The sequence below is a fragment of the Chitinophaga sp. RCC_12 genome, assembly GCF_041360695.1.
Lineage (GTDB): Bacteria > Bacteroidota > Bacteroidia > Chitinophagales > Chitinophagaceae > Chitinophaga.
Window position 1 is genome coordinate 239166 of the sequence record NZ_JBFUPS010000010.1, and the last position, 19469, is coordinate 258634.

The window sequence follows — 19469 nt, forward strand, 5'->3', positions numbered from 1 at the left end:
AAAATCAAAATCGTTTATTAATCGTTGGTCAGGAAACCGCCCTGGCCTCTGTACAGCTTCACGGCCTTATCCAGCTTCACTTTCAGCACAGTGATATATTTATCCTGTACATTTTCCGGTACGTTTATGAAAACCAGTCCGGGTACGGGACTCCAGGAAATTTTGCCGACTACTTTGTGGGTCAGCTGGCTGTTGTTGCCCAGTACGGTGATGCTTTCAATTTTATTGGAAAGTCCTTTCACCATTACCTGGCCGCTGGTTTTAGCCGGCAGGAACAGGTAGAGGGTGCTGGAATCTTTTGAGAGGGTGGTGGGGCCGTAGAAGTGTCCCTGCGGAATACCACCGATGGTATTGAACACTGCTTCACCATTGCGTTTGTTCCAGGCGCCGAGTTCTTTCAGCATATGAACTTCTTCTTCCGGGATGCTGCCATCGGCTTTGGGGCCGATATCGAGCAGGAGGTTACCGCCATTGCTTACGGCATCCACGAAGATGGTAATAATTTCAAAAGGTGTTTTCCAGTTGTTGTCCTGTGGCTGCCATCCCCAGTTGTTGTTGATGGTCATGCATAGTTCCCACCAGTGGTATTTCGGTCGTGATACGGGGAAGTTCTGTTCCGGCGTTTCATAGTCGCCGTACCCCTGCAGGCGTCCGTTGATAATGGTGTTAGGGTTATGGGAGGTGAGCATCTGTCGCATTTTGGGGGCTTCCCATTCTTCGGCGGAGTGTTCCCAATCGCCGTCGAACCACCACAGGTCCGGGTTGAACTTCGTCATTACCTCGGCCATTTGTCCTTCGTAAAATTTCAGGAAGCGTTGCCATCTTTCGGGCTGGGCTTTAATGTCATAGCGGTTGCTGTCTTTCAGGAACTGCGGATAATCGTTGTGGCTCCAGTCGATCAGGGAGAAATAGGCACCACATTTGATACTATCGCGCCGCAAAGCCGCGTAGAGAGGGGTGAGCACGTCTCTTTTCGCCGGTGTACTGTTGGCAACATCCAGTTTACTGTATTTGCTGTCCCACAGCGCTACGCCATCGTGGTGTTTGGTGGTCATCACTGCATAGCGGGCGCCGGATTCTTTGATCAGGTCGGCCCATGCCTGTGGGTTGTAATTGTTAGCAGTAAAGCCTTTCAGCTGCTGCATATAATCGGGGTAGGATATTTTTTTGTTGTGAAACGACCAGGATTCATCGATTCCTTTGACAGAATAGATGCCCCAGTGAATAAAAATGCCCAGTTTGGCATCGGAGAACCACTGCATTTTTTCTTTAATGTCATCCGGATTTGTTTTCTGTTGCGCATTGGCAGTAGTAAGAAGCTGCATGGCAACGGCTCCCAGCACTAATAATCTCTTCATTGTTCAGTTTAATTAATCTTTAAAAATGGGCGTTACTACAAAAAGAAAGTGTGAAAATAGTTTTAATGATTAAATTTAGCGCCGATATTTTTAGGTAAATAGTTGACACTTATAAAACTAATATCAGAAAAATGCAACCGACTTTATTGATTTTGGCGGCCGGTATGGCCAGCCGATACGGCAGTTTAAAGCAAATCCAGCAATTTGGCCCCAGCGGTGAAACTATCGTTGACTACTCTATTTACGACGCTATCAGCGCCGGTTTTGGAAAAATAGTGTTCATCATCCGCGAGAATTTTGCGGCTGAGTTCAGGGAAATCTTTGAACCAAAGCTCAAAGGCCGCGTGGCTGTTGATTTTGTATACCAGGAAATGGATGCATTTTTAGGAGATCATACGGTTCCGGCCGACAGAACCAAGCCATGGGGTACTGCCCATGCGGTTCTTTGCGCCAAAAACGCTATCAATGAGCCATTTGCAGTGATCAATGCAGATGATTTCTATGGTACAGATGCTTTCGTTAAAATGGCTGCTTTCCTGAATAACGACTGTAAGCCTAACGTATACAGCGTGGTTGGCTATGAACTGGGCAAAACTATCAGTGAGCACGGTTCTGTATCCCGCGGCGTATGCGAAGTGAGCGCAGACGGCAACCTGGCGGCGATCAACGAAAGGACCAAGATATATGCTGAAAACGACCAGATCGTTTACGAAGAAGCAGATGGCAGCAAACATCCGTTACCTGCCAACACGCCGGTATCCATGAACTTCTGGGGATTCCACCCGAGCGTATTTGAACTGAGCCAGGGCCTTTTCAGCGAATTTCTGGAGAAAAACAGCAGCAATCCTAAATCTGAATTCTTTATTACGATTGTAGCCGACGAATTTACCCGCCGTGGTATTGGCCAGGTAAAAGTAATTCCAACCAGCGCAAAATGGTTTGGCGTTACTTACAAAGAAGATGCACCGGGAGTGCAGGCCAGCTTGTCGGCGCTGGTTAAGAATGGAGAATATCCAGACAATTTATGGAAATAAAACCCAACAGCAGGATCCTTCAGGCTTTCGGACTTGAGCCTGAAGGATTAAATGTCCGAAAATTTGGATCAGGACACATCAACAACACTTTTTTGTTAGAAAAAAAGCAGGACGGCAGTAGATACGTTTTACAAAAGATCAACGTAAACGTATTTAAGGAACCAGGAGTAATCGCCGCCAACCAGAGAATGGCAGCGGATTATCTGGCAGTTCATCATCCCGGCTATCTGTTTATTACGCCGATCCCCACGGTTAACGGGGAAGAGCTCTTTGTAATTGACAACGAATACTGGAGATTGATCCCTTTTATTGCGGATTCCGTAACGGTAGACCAGGCCGACAACCCAAAGCAGGCGTATGAAGCAGCCAGACAATTTGGCCGCCTCGCCAGTTACCTTTCGGGAATTGACCTGAAGCCGTTTAAAGCTTCGATTCCAAACTTTCACAACCTGACCCTTCGGTACAGCGCCTTCCAGGAGGCTATCCGAACGGCAAAGGAAGACCGGAAAGTTGCAGCAGAAGAGATGATTGAAGATTTCCTCCGCTATTCTGACATCGCAGTAACGTATGAACAACTGAAAACAAATCCTGAATTCAGGGACCATCTGATGCATCACGATACCAAAATCAATAATGTATTGCTCAACAAGGATACTTATGAAGGTATTTGTGTATGTGACCTGGATACCCTGATGCCCGGAAAAATCATCTCAGACCTCGGCGACATGGTACGCACTTATGTTTGCCCCGTGTCTGAAGAAGAAAGGGATTTCAGCCAGATCGTTATCCGCGAAGAATACTACGAAGCCCTTATGCAGGGGTACCTCGCAGAGATTGGCGGTACTTTGACAAAAGTAGAAAAAGAACAACTGTTCTTTGCCGGGAAGTTTATGATCTACATGCAGGGGATACGCTTCCTCACCGATTATCTGAACGGTGACGTATATTATCCCATCAAGTACCCGACACACAATTACGACCGCGCAAAAAATCAACTGGTTTTACTGCAGCGGCTCATGGAAAAAGAAACAGTACTGCAGGATATCATCGATAAATGCCTGCACGTCAATGTAACAAGTGAACAGTAAATGAAATCATTTTTAGAACGTGAACAGTAAATGAAATGAAATCATTTTATCCCGGTGCAGGAAGCACCGGGATTTTTTTTGAGCGGATTTTGTCTTTCTCGCTGATTACGCTGATTATACTGATTAACTGGATTTTTACTTTCGGATTTTTTTTAGATTTTCTAGATTTCCCCAAAATAATAAATAAGGGAGATAAAAGCGGATACATCCGCTTCTATCTCCCTTAATCCTTTATAAATCCAAAAAGTAAAAATCCAGTTAATCAGTATAATCAGCGTAATCAGCGAGAAAGACAAAATCCGCGTCTTTTGTACACAAAACCGGTAGATTAATTTATAATGATCCTGTGATTTGTTTAGAAAACAAGCAACTATTGACTTGTTTTTTTAAATATTTTCAAAAACCCTTAATGTGATTAATTTTTTACTAAATATTGGCTGTATTGTTGTTTTTTATTTTTTTCACGAATACTTTTGTAGAAACGCTAAAGAAAATAAGCACCTCCATGTGGGTAAATAAAGACAATATAAAACTTAATCACATCGTGCCTCAGCTCAACTGGGCTATCACGAAGGTCGTGATTATCGTCGTTGTCATTATTAGCCACCAGTATGGAGGATAGGTAAACGTGCATATAATCACAAAATATAACGCCTTCCTCCGCAAAGAGGGAGGCTTTTTTTTGGACTGTATATTCCTGGTATAATTTCAATTTTATGTATAGCTATTACAACGACAACACTTTTCTTTACATCAACGGTGAGTACACCAAAGCAAATGCTGCTACAACTGACCTGTATGGCCAGTCACTCCACTACGGTTATGCTGTTTTTGAAGGCATCCGCGCCTACAAAACGGCAAACGGCGAAGTGAAGATCTTTAAAGCAAAAGAACACTTCGACCGCCTGAAGCGCTCCTGCGAACTGATCCACATCCCCTACAAATTTGATAACGAAGAGCTGATCGCCGCTTGTTATAAAGTACTGGAGATGAACAACATGGAAGAAGCTTATATCAGGCCGCTGGTATTCTGTCCGCCGAATATGACGCTGAAAGCCGCCGCAGAGTCGCACATCCTGATCTGCGCATGGGAATGGGGAGCTTACCTGGGAGAAAAGCTGTTGCGCGTAATGACTTCCTCCTACGAACGACCAAATCCCAAAGCCTTTAAAATAGAATCCAAGTCGGCCGGCCTTTATGTAAACTCAATACTGGCCTCGCAGGAAGCAAAAGAAAAAGGTTACGATGAAGCGCTGCTGCTGGATATGAATGGTTACGTTGCAGAAGGCCCCGGTGCTAACATCTTCTTTGAAAAAGACGGCAAAATATACACTCCTCCCGCCGGTAACATCCTCCCAGGCATCACCCGCGCCACTGTTATCGAACTTTGCCAGGAACTGAATATCCCACTGGAACAAAAATTATTTACCATCCCGGAATTAAAAGAAGCCGAAGCAGCCTTCTTCTGCGGTACTGCAGCAGAAATCATCGGTATCGACTCCCTGGACGGTCAGTCTTTCAGCAAGCCCTGGGCACAGTCGCTCGGAAAAATACTCCAACAGGCCTACAAAGCTAAAGTGCTGGAAAAAGCATTCCAACGCGAAGCTCAACTGGCATAACCGTTGGCTGTTGGCTGTTAGCTGTTAGCATTCGCTAAATGCTAACAGCTGACAGTTAAAATCCTTTGAAGGTTGTAAATCGAAAAACTTATAATCCTTTACAGTAAAGGGTTTTAGAGCTTAAAAGGCAGATTTGAAGACCGGTAAATTGGAATAAGTTGGTTTGAATTTGACGACGCCACCGGGTAATTTGTGGAGAGTTTTTAAAATAGGGTACCTATAAACACCTGTAATCGGGGTAATAACAAAAAGCAATGGAATTAAATAAATACAGCAAGACGATCACGCAAGACCCTACGCAACCAGCTGCGCAGGCACAATTGTATGGAATTGGTTTAACAGAAGAAGATCTGAAAAAAGCACAGGTGGGTATCGTTAGCATGGGCTACGATGGCAACACCTGCAATATGCACCTGAATGATCTGGCTAAAGATGTCAAAAAAGGCGTCTGGGCAAATGATCTGGTCGGACTCATTTTCCATACCATTGGCGTCAGTGATGGTATGAGCAATGGTACACCGGGGATGCGTTATTCCCTCGTTAGCCGTGATCTGATTGCAGATTCCATTGAAACCGTTGCAGGAGCACAGTATTACGACGCCCTAATCACCGTACCAGGCTGCGATAAGAACATGCCCGGCTCCCTGATGGCGATGGGTCGCCTCAACCGCCCCTCTATCATGGTTTACGGCGGTACTATCGCACCCGGAAAATATAAAGGCCAGGATCTCAACATCATCTCAGCATTTGAAGCATTAGGTCAGAAAATGGCCGGCAAACTGGATGAAGGCGATTTCAAAGGCATTGTACAAAATTCCTGCCCCGGCGCCGGCGCCTGTGGCGGTATGTACACCGCTAATACCATGTCTTCCGCTATCGAAGCACTCGGTATGAGCCTCCCGTACAGCTCATCCAACCCCGCATTGAGCCAGGACAAAAAAGATGAATGTATCGCTGCCGGTAAATACATCCGCCTGCTCCTTGAAAGAGATATTAAACCTAAGGACATCATGACCAAAGAGGCATTTGAAAATGCCCTCACCATCATCATGGCCCTGGGTGGCAGCACCAACGCCGTACTGCACTTTATCGCCATCGCGAAGTCAGTAGGCATTTCCATCAGGCTGGAAGATTTTCAGCGCATCAGCGACAAAACACCGCTGATCGCCGACCTGAAACCAAGTGGTAAATACCTCATGGAAGACCTCCACAACATCGGCGGCGTTCCTTTGGTAATGAAATACCTCCTGAAAAAAGGGTATATCCACGGCCATTGCCTGACCGTTACCGGTAAAACAATTGCCGAAAACCTGGAAGACGTGGCAGACATAGACTTCAGCACACAGGATATCATTGTGCCGCTGGAAAAACCACTGAAACCAACGGCCCACATCCAGATCCTTTACGGCAACCTCGCCACAGAAGGCTCCGTAGCAAAGATCACCGGTAAGGAAGGCGAACGCTTCAGAGGCCCTGCCCGTGTATTCGACGGCGAATTTGAACTGATTGCAGGTATCACCTCCGGTAAAGTAAAAGAAGGAGATGTGGTGGTGATCCGCCAGGTAGGCCCGAAAGGCGCACCAGGTATGCCGGAAATGCTGAAACCTACCAGCGCCATCATGGGCGTGGGATTAGGCAAAAGCGTAGCCCTCATTACCGATGGCCGCTTCTCCGGTGGTACCCACGGATTTGTGGTTGGACATATCACCCCGGAAGCTTTTGAAGGGGGAAATATCGCACTTGTACAAGACAACGATATCATCGAAATAGACGCAACGAAGAACTTTATCAATGTGGAAATCAGTGACGAAGAGCTGGCCGCACGCCGGGCAGCATGGGTACAACCCGCATTGAGAGTGACCAATGGAATCTTATTTAAGTACGCAAAACTTGTAAAAAATGCAACAGAAGGATGTGTTACCGATGAAGCCTGAGATAGCAGATAAACAGTTAGCTGCAAAGCCTGTGATTACAGGTTCCGAAGCAGTGATCCGCTCCCTGATCGAAGAAGGGGTGGACACCATTTTCGGATATCCCGGCGGGGCGATCATGCCTATTTATGATGCCCTTTACGATTTCCAGGATCAGGTCCATCACATACTCGTCCGGCACGAACAGGGTGCCACTCATGCTGCACAAGGTTATGCACGCAGCTCCGGTAAGGTAGGTGTAGCTTTTGCTACTTCCGGTCCGGGCGCCACCAACCTGGTTACAGGTTTGGCCGACGCTTATATGGACAGTACCCCAATGGTATGCGTAACCGGCCAGGTAGCTGCCGCCCTGTTAGGAACCGATGCATTTCAGGAAACAGACGTGATCGGCATTACTATGCCTATTACCAAGTGGAATATACAGGTGACCCGTCCGGAAGATATTCCGGGCGCAATGGCCAAAGCATTTTACATTGCCCGCAGCGGCCGTCCCGGCCCTGTACTGGTGGATATCACCAAAAACGCACAGTTCGGGGAATTTGAATACGAGTACAAGAAATGTGAATATATCCGCAGTTACCGTCCTATTCCTGAATTAAACCAGGATGCGGTAACAGCAGCAGCAGCGCTGATCAACGGTGCAAAGAAGCCATTCATCCTCTGTGGCCATGGCGTACTGTTATCAGGTGCGGAAAAAGAACTGATCGCACTGGCGGAAAAAGCCGCCATTCCCATCGGATCTACCTTACTGGGCCTCTCTGCCGTACCGGTAGATCACCCGCTGTATGTAGGTATGCTGGGAATGCATGGTAACTATGGTCCTAACATGCTCACCGGCGAAGCCGATGTGGTGATCGCAGTGGGAATGCGCTTCGATGACCGTGTAACGGGCGACGTAGGCACTTATGTTCCCAACGCCAAAGTTATACACATCGAAATCGATGCAGCAGAGATCAATAAGATCATTAAAGCTGATGTAGCCGTTCATGCAGATGCAAAGCCAGCCCTGGCAGCATTGATCAAACAGGTAAACCCTGCTGAGCATGCCGCCTGGCTGGAAGAATTCCGCGCCGCTGATAAAAAAGAATATGATAAAGTACAGCATGCTGAACTGTATCCACAGGAAGGTGAGCTGAAAATGGCAGAAGTAATCCGCCTGATTTCAGAAAAAACCAAAGGCGAAGCAGTGCTGGTAACAGATGTTGGTCAGCACCAGATGGTAGCCTCCCGCTATTACCGCTTCAAAAATCCCAATACCAATGTCACCTCAGGTGGAATGGGTACGATGGGCTTTTCGCTGCCGGCAGCAATGGGCGCTAAAACCGGTACGCCCGAAAAAGAAGTAGTTGCTATAATCGGCGATGGTTGTTTCCAGATGACCTTACAGGAACTGGCCACTATTCACCAGTCACAGATTGGTGTGAAAATAGTGATCCTGAATAACAACTTCCTGGGAATGGTAAGACAATGGCAGCAACTGTTTTTCGACAGGCGCTATTCCTCCACTGAAATGGTCAATCCCGACTTTGTACAGGTTGCCAAAGGATTTTATATCCCCGGCAAAAAAGTAACAGCAAGGGAAGATATATCCGCCGCTATTGATGAAATGCTGGCGCACAAGGGTGCTTATCTGCTGGAAGTAGTAGTGGAAAAAGAAGATAACGTATTCCCTATGGTGCCCGCAGGTGCTCCTGTTTCCAGCATCAGGCTGGAGTAGCAGCATCCCGGAGGATTCACATTGATCATTTGTAATTCACAACAGGTATATGCAAAAAGAGTATACAGTAACGGTATATACGGAAGACCGTATAGGTATAACCAACCGTATCACCATAATATTTACCCGCAGGGGTATCAATATCACCAGCTTAACCACCGCTGAAACAGAAATTCCCGGTGTGTATAAGTTTGTAATAACGGTGATGTCTACACGTGAGAAGCTGGATAAAGTAGTTGGACAGATAGAAAGACTGATTGAAATTCACCGCGCTTTTGTGCATGAAGAAGATGAAGTGGTATACCAGGAGCTGGCGCTGTACAAAATTTCTACCCGGTCGTTACATACAGGTGATATAGAAAGACTGATACGTGAAAATAATGCGCGTATCCTGACGATCACCGCGGATTATTTTGTGATCGAGAAAACAGGTCACCAGCAGGAGCTGACCGACTTTATCAAGAAACTGGAGCCATATGGCCTGATAGAGTACACCAAGAGCGGAAGGGTTGCCATTGTAAAATGGAGCCGCCGTTTCCACGAGCACCTGAAAGAATTACACACACAGGAAGCTCCCGGCATTTAGCCGTGTGCTTTCAGCAAATAACTGGCTGCCGGCCAGCCGCCGGCAGCTGACATCTTAATCATTATTCATTCAAATCACACCTCAGCTAACAGCTAACAGCTAGTAGCTAAAAGCTAAAAAAACAACACATGGCAACCATCAATTTTGGAGGGGTACTCGAACAAGTAGTAACCAGAGAAGAATTCCCTATGGAAAAAGCAAGGGAAGTGCTGAAGAACGAAGTGATTGCAGTTATTGGTTATGGCGTACAAGGTCCTGGCCAGGCACTGAACCTGAAAGACAATGGCTTTAATGTTATTGTAGGTCAACGTAAAAATTCCAAAACCTGGGACAAAGCAGTTGCTGATGGCTGGGTTCCTGGTGAAACTTTATTCGATATCGAAGAAGCAGCTCAGAAAGGTACTATTCTTCAGTTCCTGCTGTCTGATGCCGGACAGATCACCCTGTGGCCTACTTTAAAGCAACACCTGACTCCTGGTAAAGCACTGTACTTCTCCCACGGTTTCGGTATCACCTATAAAGAACAAACCGGTATCATTCCTCCTGCTGATGTAGATGTAATCCTGGTGGCTCCAAAAGGTTCCGGTACTTCACTGCGCCGCCTGTTCCTGGCTGGTCAGGGTCTGAACTCCAGCTACGCTATTTTCCAGGACGCTACCGGCCGCGCTAAAGAACGCGTAGTAGCACTGGGTATCGGTGTTGGTTCCGGTTACCTGTTCGAAACAGATTTCAAAAAAGAAGTTTTCTCCGATCTTACCGGCGAACGCGGCTCTCTCATGGGTTGTATCCAGGGTATCTTCGCTGCTCAATACGAAACACTGCGTAAGAATGGTCACTCACCTTCTGAAGCTTTCAATGAAACAGTAGAAGAACTCACACAGTCGCTGATGCCACTGGTAGCAGAAAACGGTATGGACTGGATGTATGCCAACTGCTCTACTACTGCTCAGCGCGGTGCGCTCGACTGGTGGAAGAAGTTCAAAACTGCTACCCAGCCTGTATTTGATGAACTGTATGCCAGCGTTGCTGCAGGTAAAGAAGCTGCCCGTTCTATCGCTTCCAACAGCACTCCGGATTACCGTGAGAAACTGAACGAAGAACTGAAAGAACTCCGCGAAAGCGAAATGTGGCAGGCAGGTGCTGCTGTACGTAAGCTGCGCCCTAACAACGCGTAATAGCAAATATTATACATTACAATGGCAAAGCATTTTCGAATTATTGAAATTATTGGCGCTCGTATTTAGTACGGAAGAATACATCTTTCTGATACTGAATACAGGTTCCATGATTTCGATAATCCCGAAAATGCTTTGCCATTTGTATTAATTACATTTTATGTCTGAAGTAATGAGTAGTGTCAATTCCCTGAATATCCTGGATGCGGCTGTGAAACTGAAACCAATCGTTACCCGCACTCCGCTGATGTATAGCGCCAATCTTTCCCGGCGTTATAACTGCGACGTATATCTGAAAAGAGAGGATATGCAGATTGTACGCTCTTATAAACTGCGCGGCGCCTATAACCTGATCAGCAGCCTGCCTGCTGAACTATTGGCCAAAGGCGTTACCTGCGCCAGCGCCGGTAACCACGCCCAGGGCTTTGCTTATGCATGTAAAGCCATGAATATTAAAGGCGTGGTATTTATGCCCGTGATCACACCAAAACAAAAAGTTAACCAGGTAAATATGTTTGGCGGCGATCATATAGAAATCCGCCTGGTAGGGGATACCTTCGACGATTGCTCTGTGGAAGCCCAGGCTTTCACAAAAGCCAACAGCATGACCTTTATCCCTCCGTTCGACAACCCGAAAATAATTGAAGGACAAGGAACCGTAGCCGTTGAAATCCTGGAAGACCAGTCCGCTATCGATTTTCTTTTTGTACCCGTTGGCGGCGGAGGTCTTGCTGCCGGCCTCGGCACTTATTTCAAAACATACAGTCCCAATACCCGTATCATCGGGGTGGAACCGGAAGGCGCACCCTCTATGCTCCGCGCACTGGAAAATGGCGGCCCCGTTACCCTCGATGAAATAGAACGCTTTGTAGATGGCGCCGCTGTTAAAAGAGTAGGTACCCTCAACTACGAAATCTGTAAAGATGTGCTGGATAAAATGCACCTCGTACCGGAAGGAAAAGTGTGCTCCACCATCCTCCGGTTATATAACGAAGATGCAATTGTGGTAGAACCCGCGGGCGCCTTGTCCATCGCGGCATTAGACGACCATGCCGCGGAAATCAAAGGGAAAAAAGTAGTATGTGTGATCAGCGGCAGTAACAACGACATCGACCGCATGCAGGAAATAAAGGAACGTTCACTCCTGTATGAAGGATTGAAACACTATTTTATTGTACGTTTTGCACAACGCCCGGGAGCCCTGAAGCAATTTGTGAACGATATACTCGGGCCTGATGATGACATCACCCGGTTTGAATATATCCAGAAACATAATAAGGAGATAGGTCCCGCGCTGGTAGGAGTGGAACTGAGAAACCGCGAGGACTATGATAAACTGATTGCCAATTGTCAGAAATATAATTTCCAGATCACCGAACTGAATAAAGACGACAGCCTGTTCGGATATCTTGTATAGAGATGAGGCGCGCCCGCAAAAGGGCGCGCTATTTTTTTTGCGATGTTACAACGGGTACATCCAGTAATTCACACTCCTCAATTTTGAGATCCCATATCTGCCCCCGGCAATAACCCTTCAGGAAAACGGAACTCCCCTTTGTTAAATTGATATCTTCTTTGTTCTGTAGAAAACACTTAATGGAATGGGACCTGTCGCCACTCTTAAGGATCATGTAGGCAGTACCCATCGGGTTAATACCGGTACCAATGAAAATACCATTAATATACACCGTTTCATTTGTATACTTTTCCGCGGCTACCGGATCATTCGCCAGGTATAGCTTTTGAAGCTCTAATGCAGTGATGGGATACTGGGCGCATTTTCCTACACTGGTATCTTCTTCCGGCATTACCGCCTGGTGCAGGTTGGCGGCGATATCTGGTAAATCAGGCGTATGCCGCTTAACAAAAAAGTACAGTAAAACGCCGGCAATGGCTATAACAACCATGCTGATTATAGCTAAATGCAGGTGCCGGTACCTGTCGTGGTTCTTTGAGGTAGTACTCGACATAACGGGAAATTTAGGGATAGTGACTAATATACCAACAAAATCAAAGGACAATTTCTGCTTAACAACTGCATAACAAAAAAATACCCGTTCCGGTTTACAGGAACGGGTATAAATAAAGTGGCCACTCCGGCTACACTTATTTCAAACTTGCAATGTCAATTACAAACCGGTACTTCACATCACCCTTCAGCATCCGCTCATAAGCGGTATTGATATCTTTGATATTAATTACTTCTACATCACTGGTAATATTATGCTCCGCACAGTAGTCCAGCATTTCCTGCGTTTCGCGGATGCCGCCGATCAATGATCCGGCAATGCTCCTGCGTCCCATGATCAGGTTAAAAGCCGGTACCACGGAAGGTTCCGGAGGTACTCCCAGGCAAATCATCACACCATCCAGGTTCAGGAGGTTCAGGTAAGTCGTGTAATCGTGGGGAGCGGAAATAGTATTGATGATAAAATCGAATTGGCTGTAGAGCTGCTTTACCTGCGCTTTATCTGTCATCAGCGCAAAATGATGGGCGCCCAGCCGGCGGGCATCCGCTTCCTTGGAAGGAGAGGTGCTCAGCATCGTTACTTCAGCCCCCATAGACGCTGCAAGCTTTACTGCCATGTGGCCCAGTCCGCCCAAACCCACTACCGCTACTTTATGACCTTTGCCTACTTTCCAGTGCCGAAGCGGGGAATAAGTGGTGATGCCGGCGCATAACAGCGGCGCTACTCCCTCAAGCGGCAGCTTATCAGAAACCTTCAACGTATATTTTTCGTCTGTTACAATATGGGTGGAATATCCGCCATAAGTATGCGTTTTTCTATCCATTTCGTAACCGTTGTACGTACTGGCGCCACCGGTGATGCAATATTGCTCCTCCCCGGATTTGCAGGGATCGCACACCCGGCATGAATCCACAAAACAACCTATCCCCGCCAGATCGCCCACCTTGAATTTGGTGACATGATCACCCACTTTGGTGATCCGCCCCACTATTTCATGGCCGGGAACCATCGGGTAAATGGAATTGCCCCACTCATTCCGCACCTGGTGAATATCGGAATGGCATACCCCGCAATAAAGGATTTCAATCTGTACATCATGCGGCCCCGGCTCTCTGCGTTCAAAATTCCAGGGACCCAACGGTGATGCAGCATCCTGCACAGCATAAGCTTTTGTTGCAATCATGGTGTATAATTTTAGTCCCCCGAAGCTACATAATTTGTACTATCCGGAATCCTGCGGGGGTTAAACAGCTGCTTTTACTGTTTTTTCAATAACTTATACAGTAATAAACAGATACCCGGTTTTTATTTTTGATCTAAAATATAAGATCATGGAGCTTAATTTAAAAGGAAAGGTAGCCATCGTTACCGGTGGCAGTAAAGGTATAGGCAAAGGGATCGCAGCGTCTTTGCTGCAGGAAGGCGCTACCGTAGTGATCACCGCCCGTAATGCCTATGAACTGGAAGATACAGCCGCTATGTTCCGCCTGCAGGGACTCGACGTGCTGGCGGTAGTAGCAGATATGGCCAAAGAAGCGGACCTGCAGCAACTGGTCACCACCACGGTGCAGCAGCTTGGTCACATCGATATCCTCGTAAATAACGCAGGCGGTATAGACGCATTCGGTCCGTTGGACACCATCAGCATGCCGCAGTGGCGGCAGGTGTTTGAAGTCAATTTCTTCGGTTTGGTAGCGCTCACCCAGCTGGTAATTCCCCACATGAAAAAGCAGGGTGGCGGCAGGATCATCAATATCTCTTCCGAAAATGCGGAACAGCCGGACCCCAACATGGGCCACTACAATGCTACAAAGGCCGCATTGAATAACTATTCAAAAACGCTGTCGCAGAACTACGGAAAAGATAATATCCTGGTAAACACCGTTTCGCCGGCCTTTATCAAAACACCACTGGTAGATGAAATGCTGGAAGGCATCTCAAAAGAAAAAAATATTTCTATCGCCGAAGCTGCCAAAGTATTCCTGAAACAAAACCGTCCCTACCAGGTGTTGGGCCGCCCCGGCACCCCGGAAGAAACCGGCAGCATAGTGGCCTTCCTGGCTTCTGATCACGCCTCCTTCATCACAGGCGCGGTATTCCGGGTAGACGGTGGATCTGTAGGCACTGTATAAATATCAAGTATGTTAAGTTTCTGGGAGAAGGAAAGCCTGCTGCAATACGACTATATCATCGTCGGCAGCGGTATCGTTGGCCTGTCGGCCGCCATCAGCCTGAAAGAAAGAGCGCCCGGCTGCCGGGTACTGGTGCTGGAACGGGACATTTTGCCCACCGGCGCCAGTACCAAAAACGCCGGCTTCGCCTGCATCGGAAGCCTTACCGAAATACTGACCGATCTGCAAACAATGCCCACGGAAGCGGTGAGAGACCTGGTCCGGCTGCGGCTGCAAGGCTTACGCCTGCTGCGCCGCCGCCTTGGCGACACCACTATCGGCTACCAGGAAAACGGCAGCCATGAACTGATTGGCCCCCGCGAAGAATGGGCCCTGCACCGGCTTCCCGAAGTAAATCATATCCTGGGTGAGCTATTCAACGGGGAACCCGCATTCACTTTGGCAAACGACCGTCTTCCTGCTTTCGGTTTTGCCTCAGAGTATGTAAAAGCGCTCATCCGCAATAATTTTGAAGGAGAACTGCATACCGGCAAAATGATGCGGGCGCTGATCGATACAGCTGTATTAAAAGGAGTGGAAATTAAAACCGGTTGCACCGTCAAAACAATAGACGATTTTCATACAGGTGTGAACGTTATCGTGCCGCATCATACCCTGGAAGAAGACATTGCCTTTTCGGCCCGGAAGGTGCTCATCTGCACCAATGCCTTTACCCGCCGGCTGCTCCCGGAGGAAGAAGTAGTGCCCGGCAGGGGACAGGTACTGATCACCACACCGGTAAAAGACCTGCCCTTTAAAGGCGTTTTCCATATGGAAGAAGGATATTACTATTTCAGGGAACTGGAGGGGCGGGTACTGCTTGGCGGTGGCCGCCAGCTCGACTTCACCGGGGAAACCTCCACGGACTTCCGGTTCAACGACCGGATCCAGCACGAACTGGAAGTATTGCTGCGCACTGTAATACTGCCCGGCAGGGAGGTAACCGTAGCCGACAGGTGGACGGGTATTATGGCTTTTGGTAAAACAAAACAACCTATCGTAAAAGCACATACGAATAATGTGATCATGGGCGTACGCATGGGAGGAATGGGAGTCGCCATCGGTTCCGTAATCGGGGATAACATCGCTGTAATGGCACTGGAGTCCTGAAGGCGCCCGCCGGATTTGCCCGGACCGGCCCATTGATTAAAATGTTTTTTCCCGCCGGAGCGGAAAAACTTGCTTCCCGGTTTTCTGTGCTCTATATTTATTTTTTATTTCCACGCTACCAGGCATTCAGTTGACAATTCCCCACCCCCATAAAGGAAAGGAAATCAACCTGGAAGATATTTTATTCCGTTCACAGGTACCTTTTGTGAAAGTAAAGGGTATCAATTGTTTCTTTTTACATAAATGCACTATGATGAGCAATTTAAATGTATAGTTTTAACACCCGGTAAACCGCGGCAGCCCTCGCGTTTTTTTATTTCACGCAAAAAAAATAATTGTAAGCGTATTTTTTACATTTATTATGTATATTGATCCGCTAAATTTTTTATAACCACGTTTGAACGTTATGCAAACAAAATCCTTACACATCTTTGATTACCTGGTATTCCTGGTATATTTTTTAATAGTGGCTGGTTATGGTTACTATATCTATCAGAAAAAGAAGAAGACCACAACGGATTCCAAAGACTTTTTCCTGGCAGAAGGTTCCCTTACCTGGTGGGCTATCGGCGCCTCACTCATTGCTTCCAACATTTCTGCGGAGCAGTTTATCGGGATGTCCGGAAACGGGTTCAGTATGGGGCTGGCCATTTCCACTTACGAATGGATGGCGGCTGCTACGCTCATCGTGGTGGCAGTATTTTTCCTGCCTATTTACCTGAAAAATAAGATCTATACCATGCCCCAGTTCCTGGAACGCAGGTATAATCAAACAGTAAGTACCATCATGGCCGTTTTCTGGCTGTTATTGTATGTGGTGGTAAACCTTACCTCTATCCTGTACCTTGGCGCCCTTGCGGTGTCCACGATCTCCGGTATTAACTTCTATGTGTGTATGGTGGCGCTGGCCTTCTTCGCCATCCTCATTACACTGGGAGGGATGAAGGTGATCGGCTACACGGATGTGATACAGGTATTTTTCCTCATCCTCGGCGGATTAGCCACTACCTACCTGGCATTACAGCTGGTGTCTGAGCACTTCGGTGAAAAAGGCGTATTAAGAGGCTTCTCCCTGATGACGCAACACGCCAGCGATCATTTCCATATGATTCTTCATAAAGAGAATCCCAAGTACCTCGATCTGCCCGGCCTGAGCGTGCTGATAGGTGGTATGTGGATCGTAAACCTGAACTACTGGGGATGTAACCAGTATATTACGCAGCGTGCATTGGGTGCGGATCTGAAAACTGCCCGTCAGGGATTACTGTTTGCAGGCTTCCTGAAACTCCTGATGCCGGTGATCGTAGTATTACCTGGTATTGCGGCTTATGTACTGTATGCCCAGAATCACGGCGATTTTGCACAATCCATGATGAAAGGCGGTTCCCTGAACCCGGATAACGCTTACCCGGTATTGCTCAATCTCCTGCCTTCCGGTTTAAAAGGGCTCGCGTTTGCTGCTTTAACAGCTGCAGTGGTGGCTTCCCTGGCAGGTAAAGCCAACAGTATTTCCACCATTTATTCCCTGGATATTTATAAGAAGATATATAACAAAGATGCCGACGAAAAGAAGATCGTAGGCGTGGGCCGTGCCGTAGTAATTATCACCATGATTATTGCTATCGTGATCTCTAACTTCCTTGGCATCGACAAAAAAGGTGGTTTCCAGTTTATCCAGGAATATACCGGCTTTGTTTCTCCGGGCGTATTCGCCATGTTTGCCCTCGGGTTTTTCTGGAAGCGGACAACCTCCAGCGCAGCCATGTTTGCAATGATAGGCGGTTTACTCCTTTCCTTCTTCCTGAAGTTTATGCCGGCATGGGTGAACCTGGAGCCTTTGCATCAGTTTGGCTTTGCCGCATTGAACCCGGACAGCGGGGTATATGAAATGGCCTTCATCGATCGTATGGGACTGGTGTTTGTAGTGTGCGTAGTGGGTATGATCATTATCACGTTGTCGGATAAACGCAGTGTGAACAATCCGAAAGGACTTGCGATCGATGCCAGCATGTTTAAACCCAACCTGGGCTTTACCGTGGGCGCCTTACTAATTGTAGGTATCCTTATCGCCTTGTACACTGTATTCTGGTAATAAGAACATTTTATTATTTTGGTATCCGGATATTTTAGGACATTTTCCTGTCGTAAAATATCCGGTCCTTTTTCAGATTGTTAATTTCTCACGTTATGTACTTTATAGGATACGATATTGGGTCATCATCTATCAAAGCAGCATTGCTTAACGCTGATACCGGCGCCTGCGTGGCCACCGCCACCTGCCCCGAAAAAGAGATGGCCATTGATGTACCACATGCCGACTGGGCAGAGCAAGACCCCGGGAACTGGTGGAAGGAAATTGTGCACGCCACGGAACTGCTGCTGAACCGCTTTACAGTAGATCCTGCTCAGATCAAAGGAATAGGTATTGCCTACCAGATGCACGGATTGGTGTGTGTGGATAAACAACAGCAGGTGCTGCGCCCGGCCATTATCTGGTGCGACAGTCGCGCTGTAAATACCGGCAATACTGCCTTTAAAGCACTTGGCGAACAATACTGCCTGGAGCACCTGCTGAACTCACCCGGTAATTTTACCGCCTCGAAGCTTCGCTGGATCCAGGAAAATGAACCACATATTTATGAACGCATTCATAAAGTAATGCTACCCGGCGATTTCATTGCCATGAAATTAACCGGTGAAGCCTGCACCACCATCTCGGGCTTATCAGAAGGTACCTTCTGGGATTTTGAGGAAAATGCCGTTTCCAAAGCATTACTGAAGTATTATAATATAGATGAACAACTGCTGTCTGCCATCGTACCTACGTTCGGCATCCAGGGCCAGCTTACCGCGGCAGCAGCTGCTACACTGAAACTGGCGCCCGGCACACCGGTTACCTACCGCGCCGGCGATCAGCCCAACAATGCTTTTTCTCTCAATGTGCTGCAACCCGGCGAAGCCGCCACCACAGCAGGCACCTCGGGCGTAGTATATGCTGTGCACGATAAAAACAGCTTCGACCAGCAAAGCCGCGTCAACACGTTTGTACATGTGAATAACGACAACGCCCATACGAGAAATGGGGTGCTCATGTGCCTCAATGGTACCGGCATTGCCAACAGCTGGCTCAAAAACCTGGTAGGTGATATCACGTATCCCGAAATGAATACCCTGGCGCAACAGGCGCCGATAGGCGCCAACGGCCTGCAGGTATTTCCTTTTGGCAATGGTGCGGAACGCATCCTGGAAAACAGGAGCCTCGGCGCTACCCTCCGCAACCTTGAGTTCAACCGCCACAGCCGCGCGCACATTATGCGTGCAGTACAGGAAGGCATCGTGTTCGGTCTCAACTATGGCATGGATATCATGGCTGAAATGGACCTCAGCATCCACCGCGTAAGAGCCGGACATGCCAACATGTTCCTCAGCCCCTTATTCCGGGAAGCTTTTGCCAATACCGCCAATGTTGTGATAGAACTATATAATACAGATGGAGCACAGGGCGCAGCCCGCGGCGCAGCAATAGGCGCCGGTTATGTGAGCATGGCAGATGCTTTCCGCGGCATGGAATGCCTCGCAGTAATAGAACCGGATACCGCCCTGCAATCACAATACAGGGATGTTTACGGCAACTGGCTGAACGGTCTCCGTACCCTGATGCATTAACGGAAACATATAAGTAGATCTGGCATTTTAAAAAACCATATTAG

15 protein-coding genes are annotated in these 19469 nt (G+C 47.6%); 12 read left to right on the forward strand and 3 right to left on the reverse strand.

Annotation, left to right across the window (positions count from 1 at the left end):
* Positions 1-17: 17 nt before the first annotated feature.
* Positions 18-1358, reverse strand: coding sequence for an alpha-L-fucosidase (locus tag AB6805_RS25865; protein WP_370912352.1), 1341 nt, complete (start codon positions 1356-1358; stop codon positions 18-20).
* A 131-nt stretch (positions 1359-1489) separates the two neighbouring features.
* On the opposite strand from AB6805_RS25865, the gene AB6805_RS25870 reads away from it, so the two are divergent.
* From AB6805_RS25870 to ilvA, 8 genes are all read left to right on the forward strand, one after another.
* Positions 1490-2392 carry a sugar phosphate nucleotidyltransferase gene (locus AB6805_RS25870; protein ID WP_370912353.1) on the forward strand — a complete coding sequence of 301 codons (903 nt, stop codon included), beginning with the start codon at positions 1490-1492 and terminating at the stop codon, positions 2390-2392.
* Positions 2383-3480 (forward strand): phosphotransferase enzyme family protein, encoded by a 1098-nt coding sequence (locus tag AB6805_RS25875; RefSeq protein ID WP_370912354.1) that lies wholly within the window; start codon positions 2383-2385, stop codon positions 3478-3480. The genes AB6805_RS25870 and AB6805_RS25875 overlap by 10 nt, the downstream gene beginning before the upstream one ends.
* A 716-nt stretch (positions 3481-4196) precedes the next feature.
* Positions 4197-5099: a branched-chain amino acid transaminase gene (locus AB6805_RS25880; protein WP_370912355.1), complete on the forward strand. Its 903-nt coding sequence runs from the start codon at positions 4197-4199 to the stop codon at positions 5097-5099.
* Between the two features lie 254 nt (positions 5100-5353).
* Complete coding sequence (gene ilvD, locus AB6805_RS25885; RefSeq protein ID WP_370912356.1) at positions 5354-7033, forward strand: dihydroxy-acid dehydratase; 1680 nt, start codon at positions 5354-5356, stop codon at positions 7031-7033.
* Positions 6999-8747 carry a biosynthetic-type acetolactate synthase large subunit gene (gene ilvB / locus AB6805_RS25890; RefSeq protein WP_370912357.1) on the forward strand — a complete coding sequence of 583 codons (1749 nt, stop codon included), beginning with the start codon at positions 6999-7001 and terminating at the stop codon, positions 8745-8747. Before ilvD ends, ilvB begins: the two co-directional genes overlap by 35 nt.
* A gap of 49 nt (positions 8748-8796) precedes the next feature.
* Positions 8797-9333 carry an acetolactate synthase small subunit gene (gene ilvN, locus AB6805_RS25895; RefSeq protein WP_142686236.1) on the forward strand — a complete coding sequence of 179 codons (537 nt, stop codon included), beginning with the start codon at positions 8797-8799 and terminating at the stop codon, positions 9331-9333.
* A 128-nt stretch (positions 9334-9461) separates the two neighbouring features.
* Positions 9462-10508, forward strand: coding sequence for a ketol-acid reductoisomerase (ilvC, locus tag AB6805_RS25900; protein ID WP_370912358.1), 1047 nt, complete (start codon positions 9462-9464; stop codon positions 10506-10508).
* Between the two features lie 160 nt (positions 10509-10668).
* Positions 10669-11925, forward strand: coding sequence for a threonine ammonia-lyase IlvA (gene ilvA, locus AB6805_RS25905; protein WP_370912359.1), 1257 nt, complete (start codon positions 10669-10671; stop codon positions 11923-11925).
* 28 nt (positions 11926-11953) lie between these two features.
* On the opposite strand, the gene AB6805_RS25910 is transcribed toward ilvA, so the two are convergent.
* Entirely contained in the window at positions 11954-12478 is a 525-nt protein-coding gene (locus AB6805_RS25910; RefSeq protein WP_370912360.1) for a hypothetical protein, read from the reverse strand.
* A 136-nt stretch (positions 12479-12614) separates the two neighbouring features.
* On the reverse strand, positions 12615-13661 hold the full coding sequence (locus tag AB6805_RS25915) for an NAD(P)-dependent alcohol dehydrogenase (protein ID WP_370912361.1): 1047 nt from the start codon (positions 13659-13661) through the stop codon (positions 12615-12617).
* A gap of 148 nt (positions 13662-13809) precedes the next feature.
* Here AB6805_RS25915 and AB6805_RS25920 point away from each other — a divergent pair, with 148 nt between their 5' ends.
* The 4 genes from AB6805_RS25920 (at position 13810) to AB6805_RS25935 (ending at position 19425) form a co-directional block, all read left to right on the forward strand.
* The gene (locus AB6805_RS25920; RefSeq protein ID WP_370912362.1) at positions 13810-14610 is read left to right on the forward strand and encodes an SDR family NAD(P)-dependent oxidoreductase; all 801 of its coding nucleotides are present in this window, start codon (positions 13810-13812) and stop codon (positions 14608-14610) included.
* A 9-nt stretch (positions 14611-14619) separates the two neighbouring features.
* Positions 14620-15759, forward strand: a complete 1140-nt coding sequence (locus AB6805_RS25925; RefSeq protein ID WP_370912363.1) for an NAD(P)/FAD-dependent oxidoreductase — start codon at positions 14620-14622, stop codon at positions 15757-15759.
* 406 nt (positions 15760-16165) lie between these two features.
* Positions 16166-17851 (forward strand): sodium/sugar symporter, encoded by a 1686-nt coding sequence (locus tag AB6805_RS25930; RefSeq protein WP_370912364.1) that lies wholly within the window; start codon positions 16166-16168, stop codon positions 17849-17851.
* Between the two features lie 95 nt (positions 17852-17946).
* On the forward strand, positions 17947-19425 hold the full coding sequence (locus AB6805_RS25935; RefSeq protein ID WP_370912365.1) for a xylulokinase: 1479 nt from the start codon (positions 17947-17949) through the stop codon (positions 19423-19425).
* Positions 19426-19469 lie beyond the last annotated feature (44 nt).

What these genes read in the sequence shown, in the direction of transcription:
- ilvA (WP_370912359.1), top strand. Translation starts at nt 10,669, where the DNA reads ATGTCTGAAGTAATGAGTAGTGTCAATTCCCTGAATATCCTGGATGCG.
- AB6805_RS25920 (WP_370912362.1), top strand. Translation starts at nt 13,810, where the DNA reads ATGGAGCTTAATTTAAAAGGAAAGGTAGCCATCGTTACCGGTGGCAGT.
- AB6805_RS25870 (WP_370912353.1), top strand. Translation starts at nt 1,490, where the DNA reads ATGCAACCGACTTTATTGATTTTGGCGGCCGGTATGGCCAGCCGATAC.
- AB6805_RS25915 (WP_370912361.1), bottom strand. Translation starts at nt 13,661, where the DNA reads ATGATTGCAACAAAAGCTTATGCTGTGCAGGATGCTGCATCACCGTTG.
- AB6805_RS25930 (WP_370912364.1), top strand. Translation starts at nt 16,166, where the DNA reads ATGCAAACAAAATCCTTACACATCTTTGATTACCTGGTATTCCTGGTA.
- AB6805_RS25935 (WP_370912365.1), top strand. Translation starts at nt 17,947, where the DNA reads ATGTACTTTATAGGATACGATATTGGGTCATCATCTATCAAAGCAGCA.
- AB6805_RS25925 (WP_370912363.1), top strand. Translation starts at nt 14,620, where the DNA reads ATGTTAAGTTTCTGGGAGAAGGAAAGCCTGCTGCAATACGACTATATC.
- ilvD (WP_370912356.1), top strand. Translation starts at nt 5,354, where the DNA reads ATGGAATTAAATAAATACAGCAAGACGATCACGCAAGACCCTACGCAA.
- ilvC (WP_370912358.1), top strand. Translation starts at nt 9,462, where the DNA reads ATGGCAACCATCAATTTTGGAGGGGTACTCGAACAAGTAGTAACCAGA.
- AB6805_RS25880 (WP_370912355.1), top strand. Translation starts at nt 4,197, where the DNA reads ATGTATAGCTATTACAACGACAACACTTTTCTTTACATCAACGGTGAG.
- AB6805_RS25875 (WP_370912354.1), top strand. Translation starts at nt 2,383, where the DNA reads ATGGAAATAAAACCCAACAGCAGGATCCTTCAGGCTTTCGGACTTGAG.
- ilvB (WP_370912357.1), top strand. Translation starts at nt 6,999, where the DNA reads ATGCAACAGAAGGATGTGTTACCGATGAAGCCTGAGATAGCAGATAAA.
- AB6805_RS25865 (WP_370912352.1), bottom strand. Translation starts at nt 1,358, where the DNA reads ATGAAGAGATTATTAGTGCTGGGAGCCGTTGCCATGCAGCTTCTTACT.
- AB6805_RS25910 (WP_370912360.1), bottom strand. Translation starts at nt 12,478, where the DNA reads ATGTCGAGTACTACCTCAAAGAACCACGACAGGTACCGGCACCTGCAT.
- ilvN (WP_142686236.1), top strand. Translation starts at nt 8,797, where the DNA reads ATGCAAAAAGAGTATACAGTAACGGTATATACGGAAGACCGTATAGGT.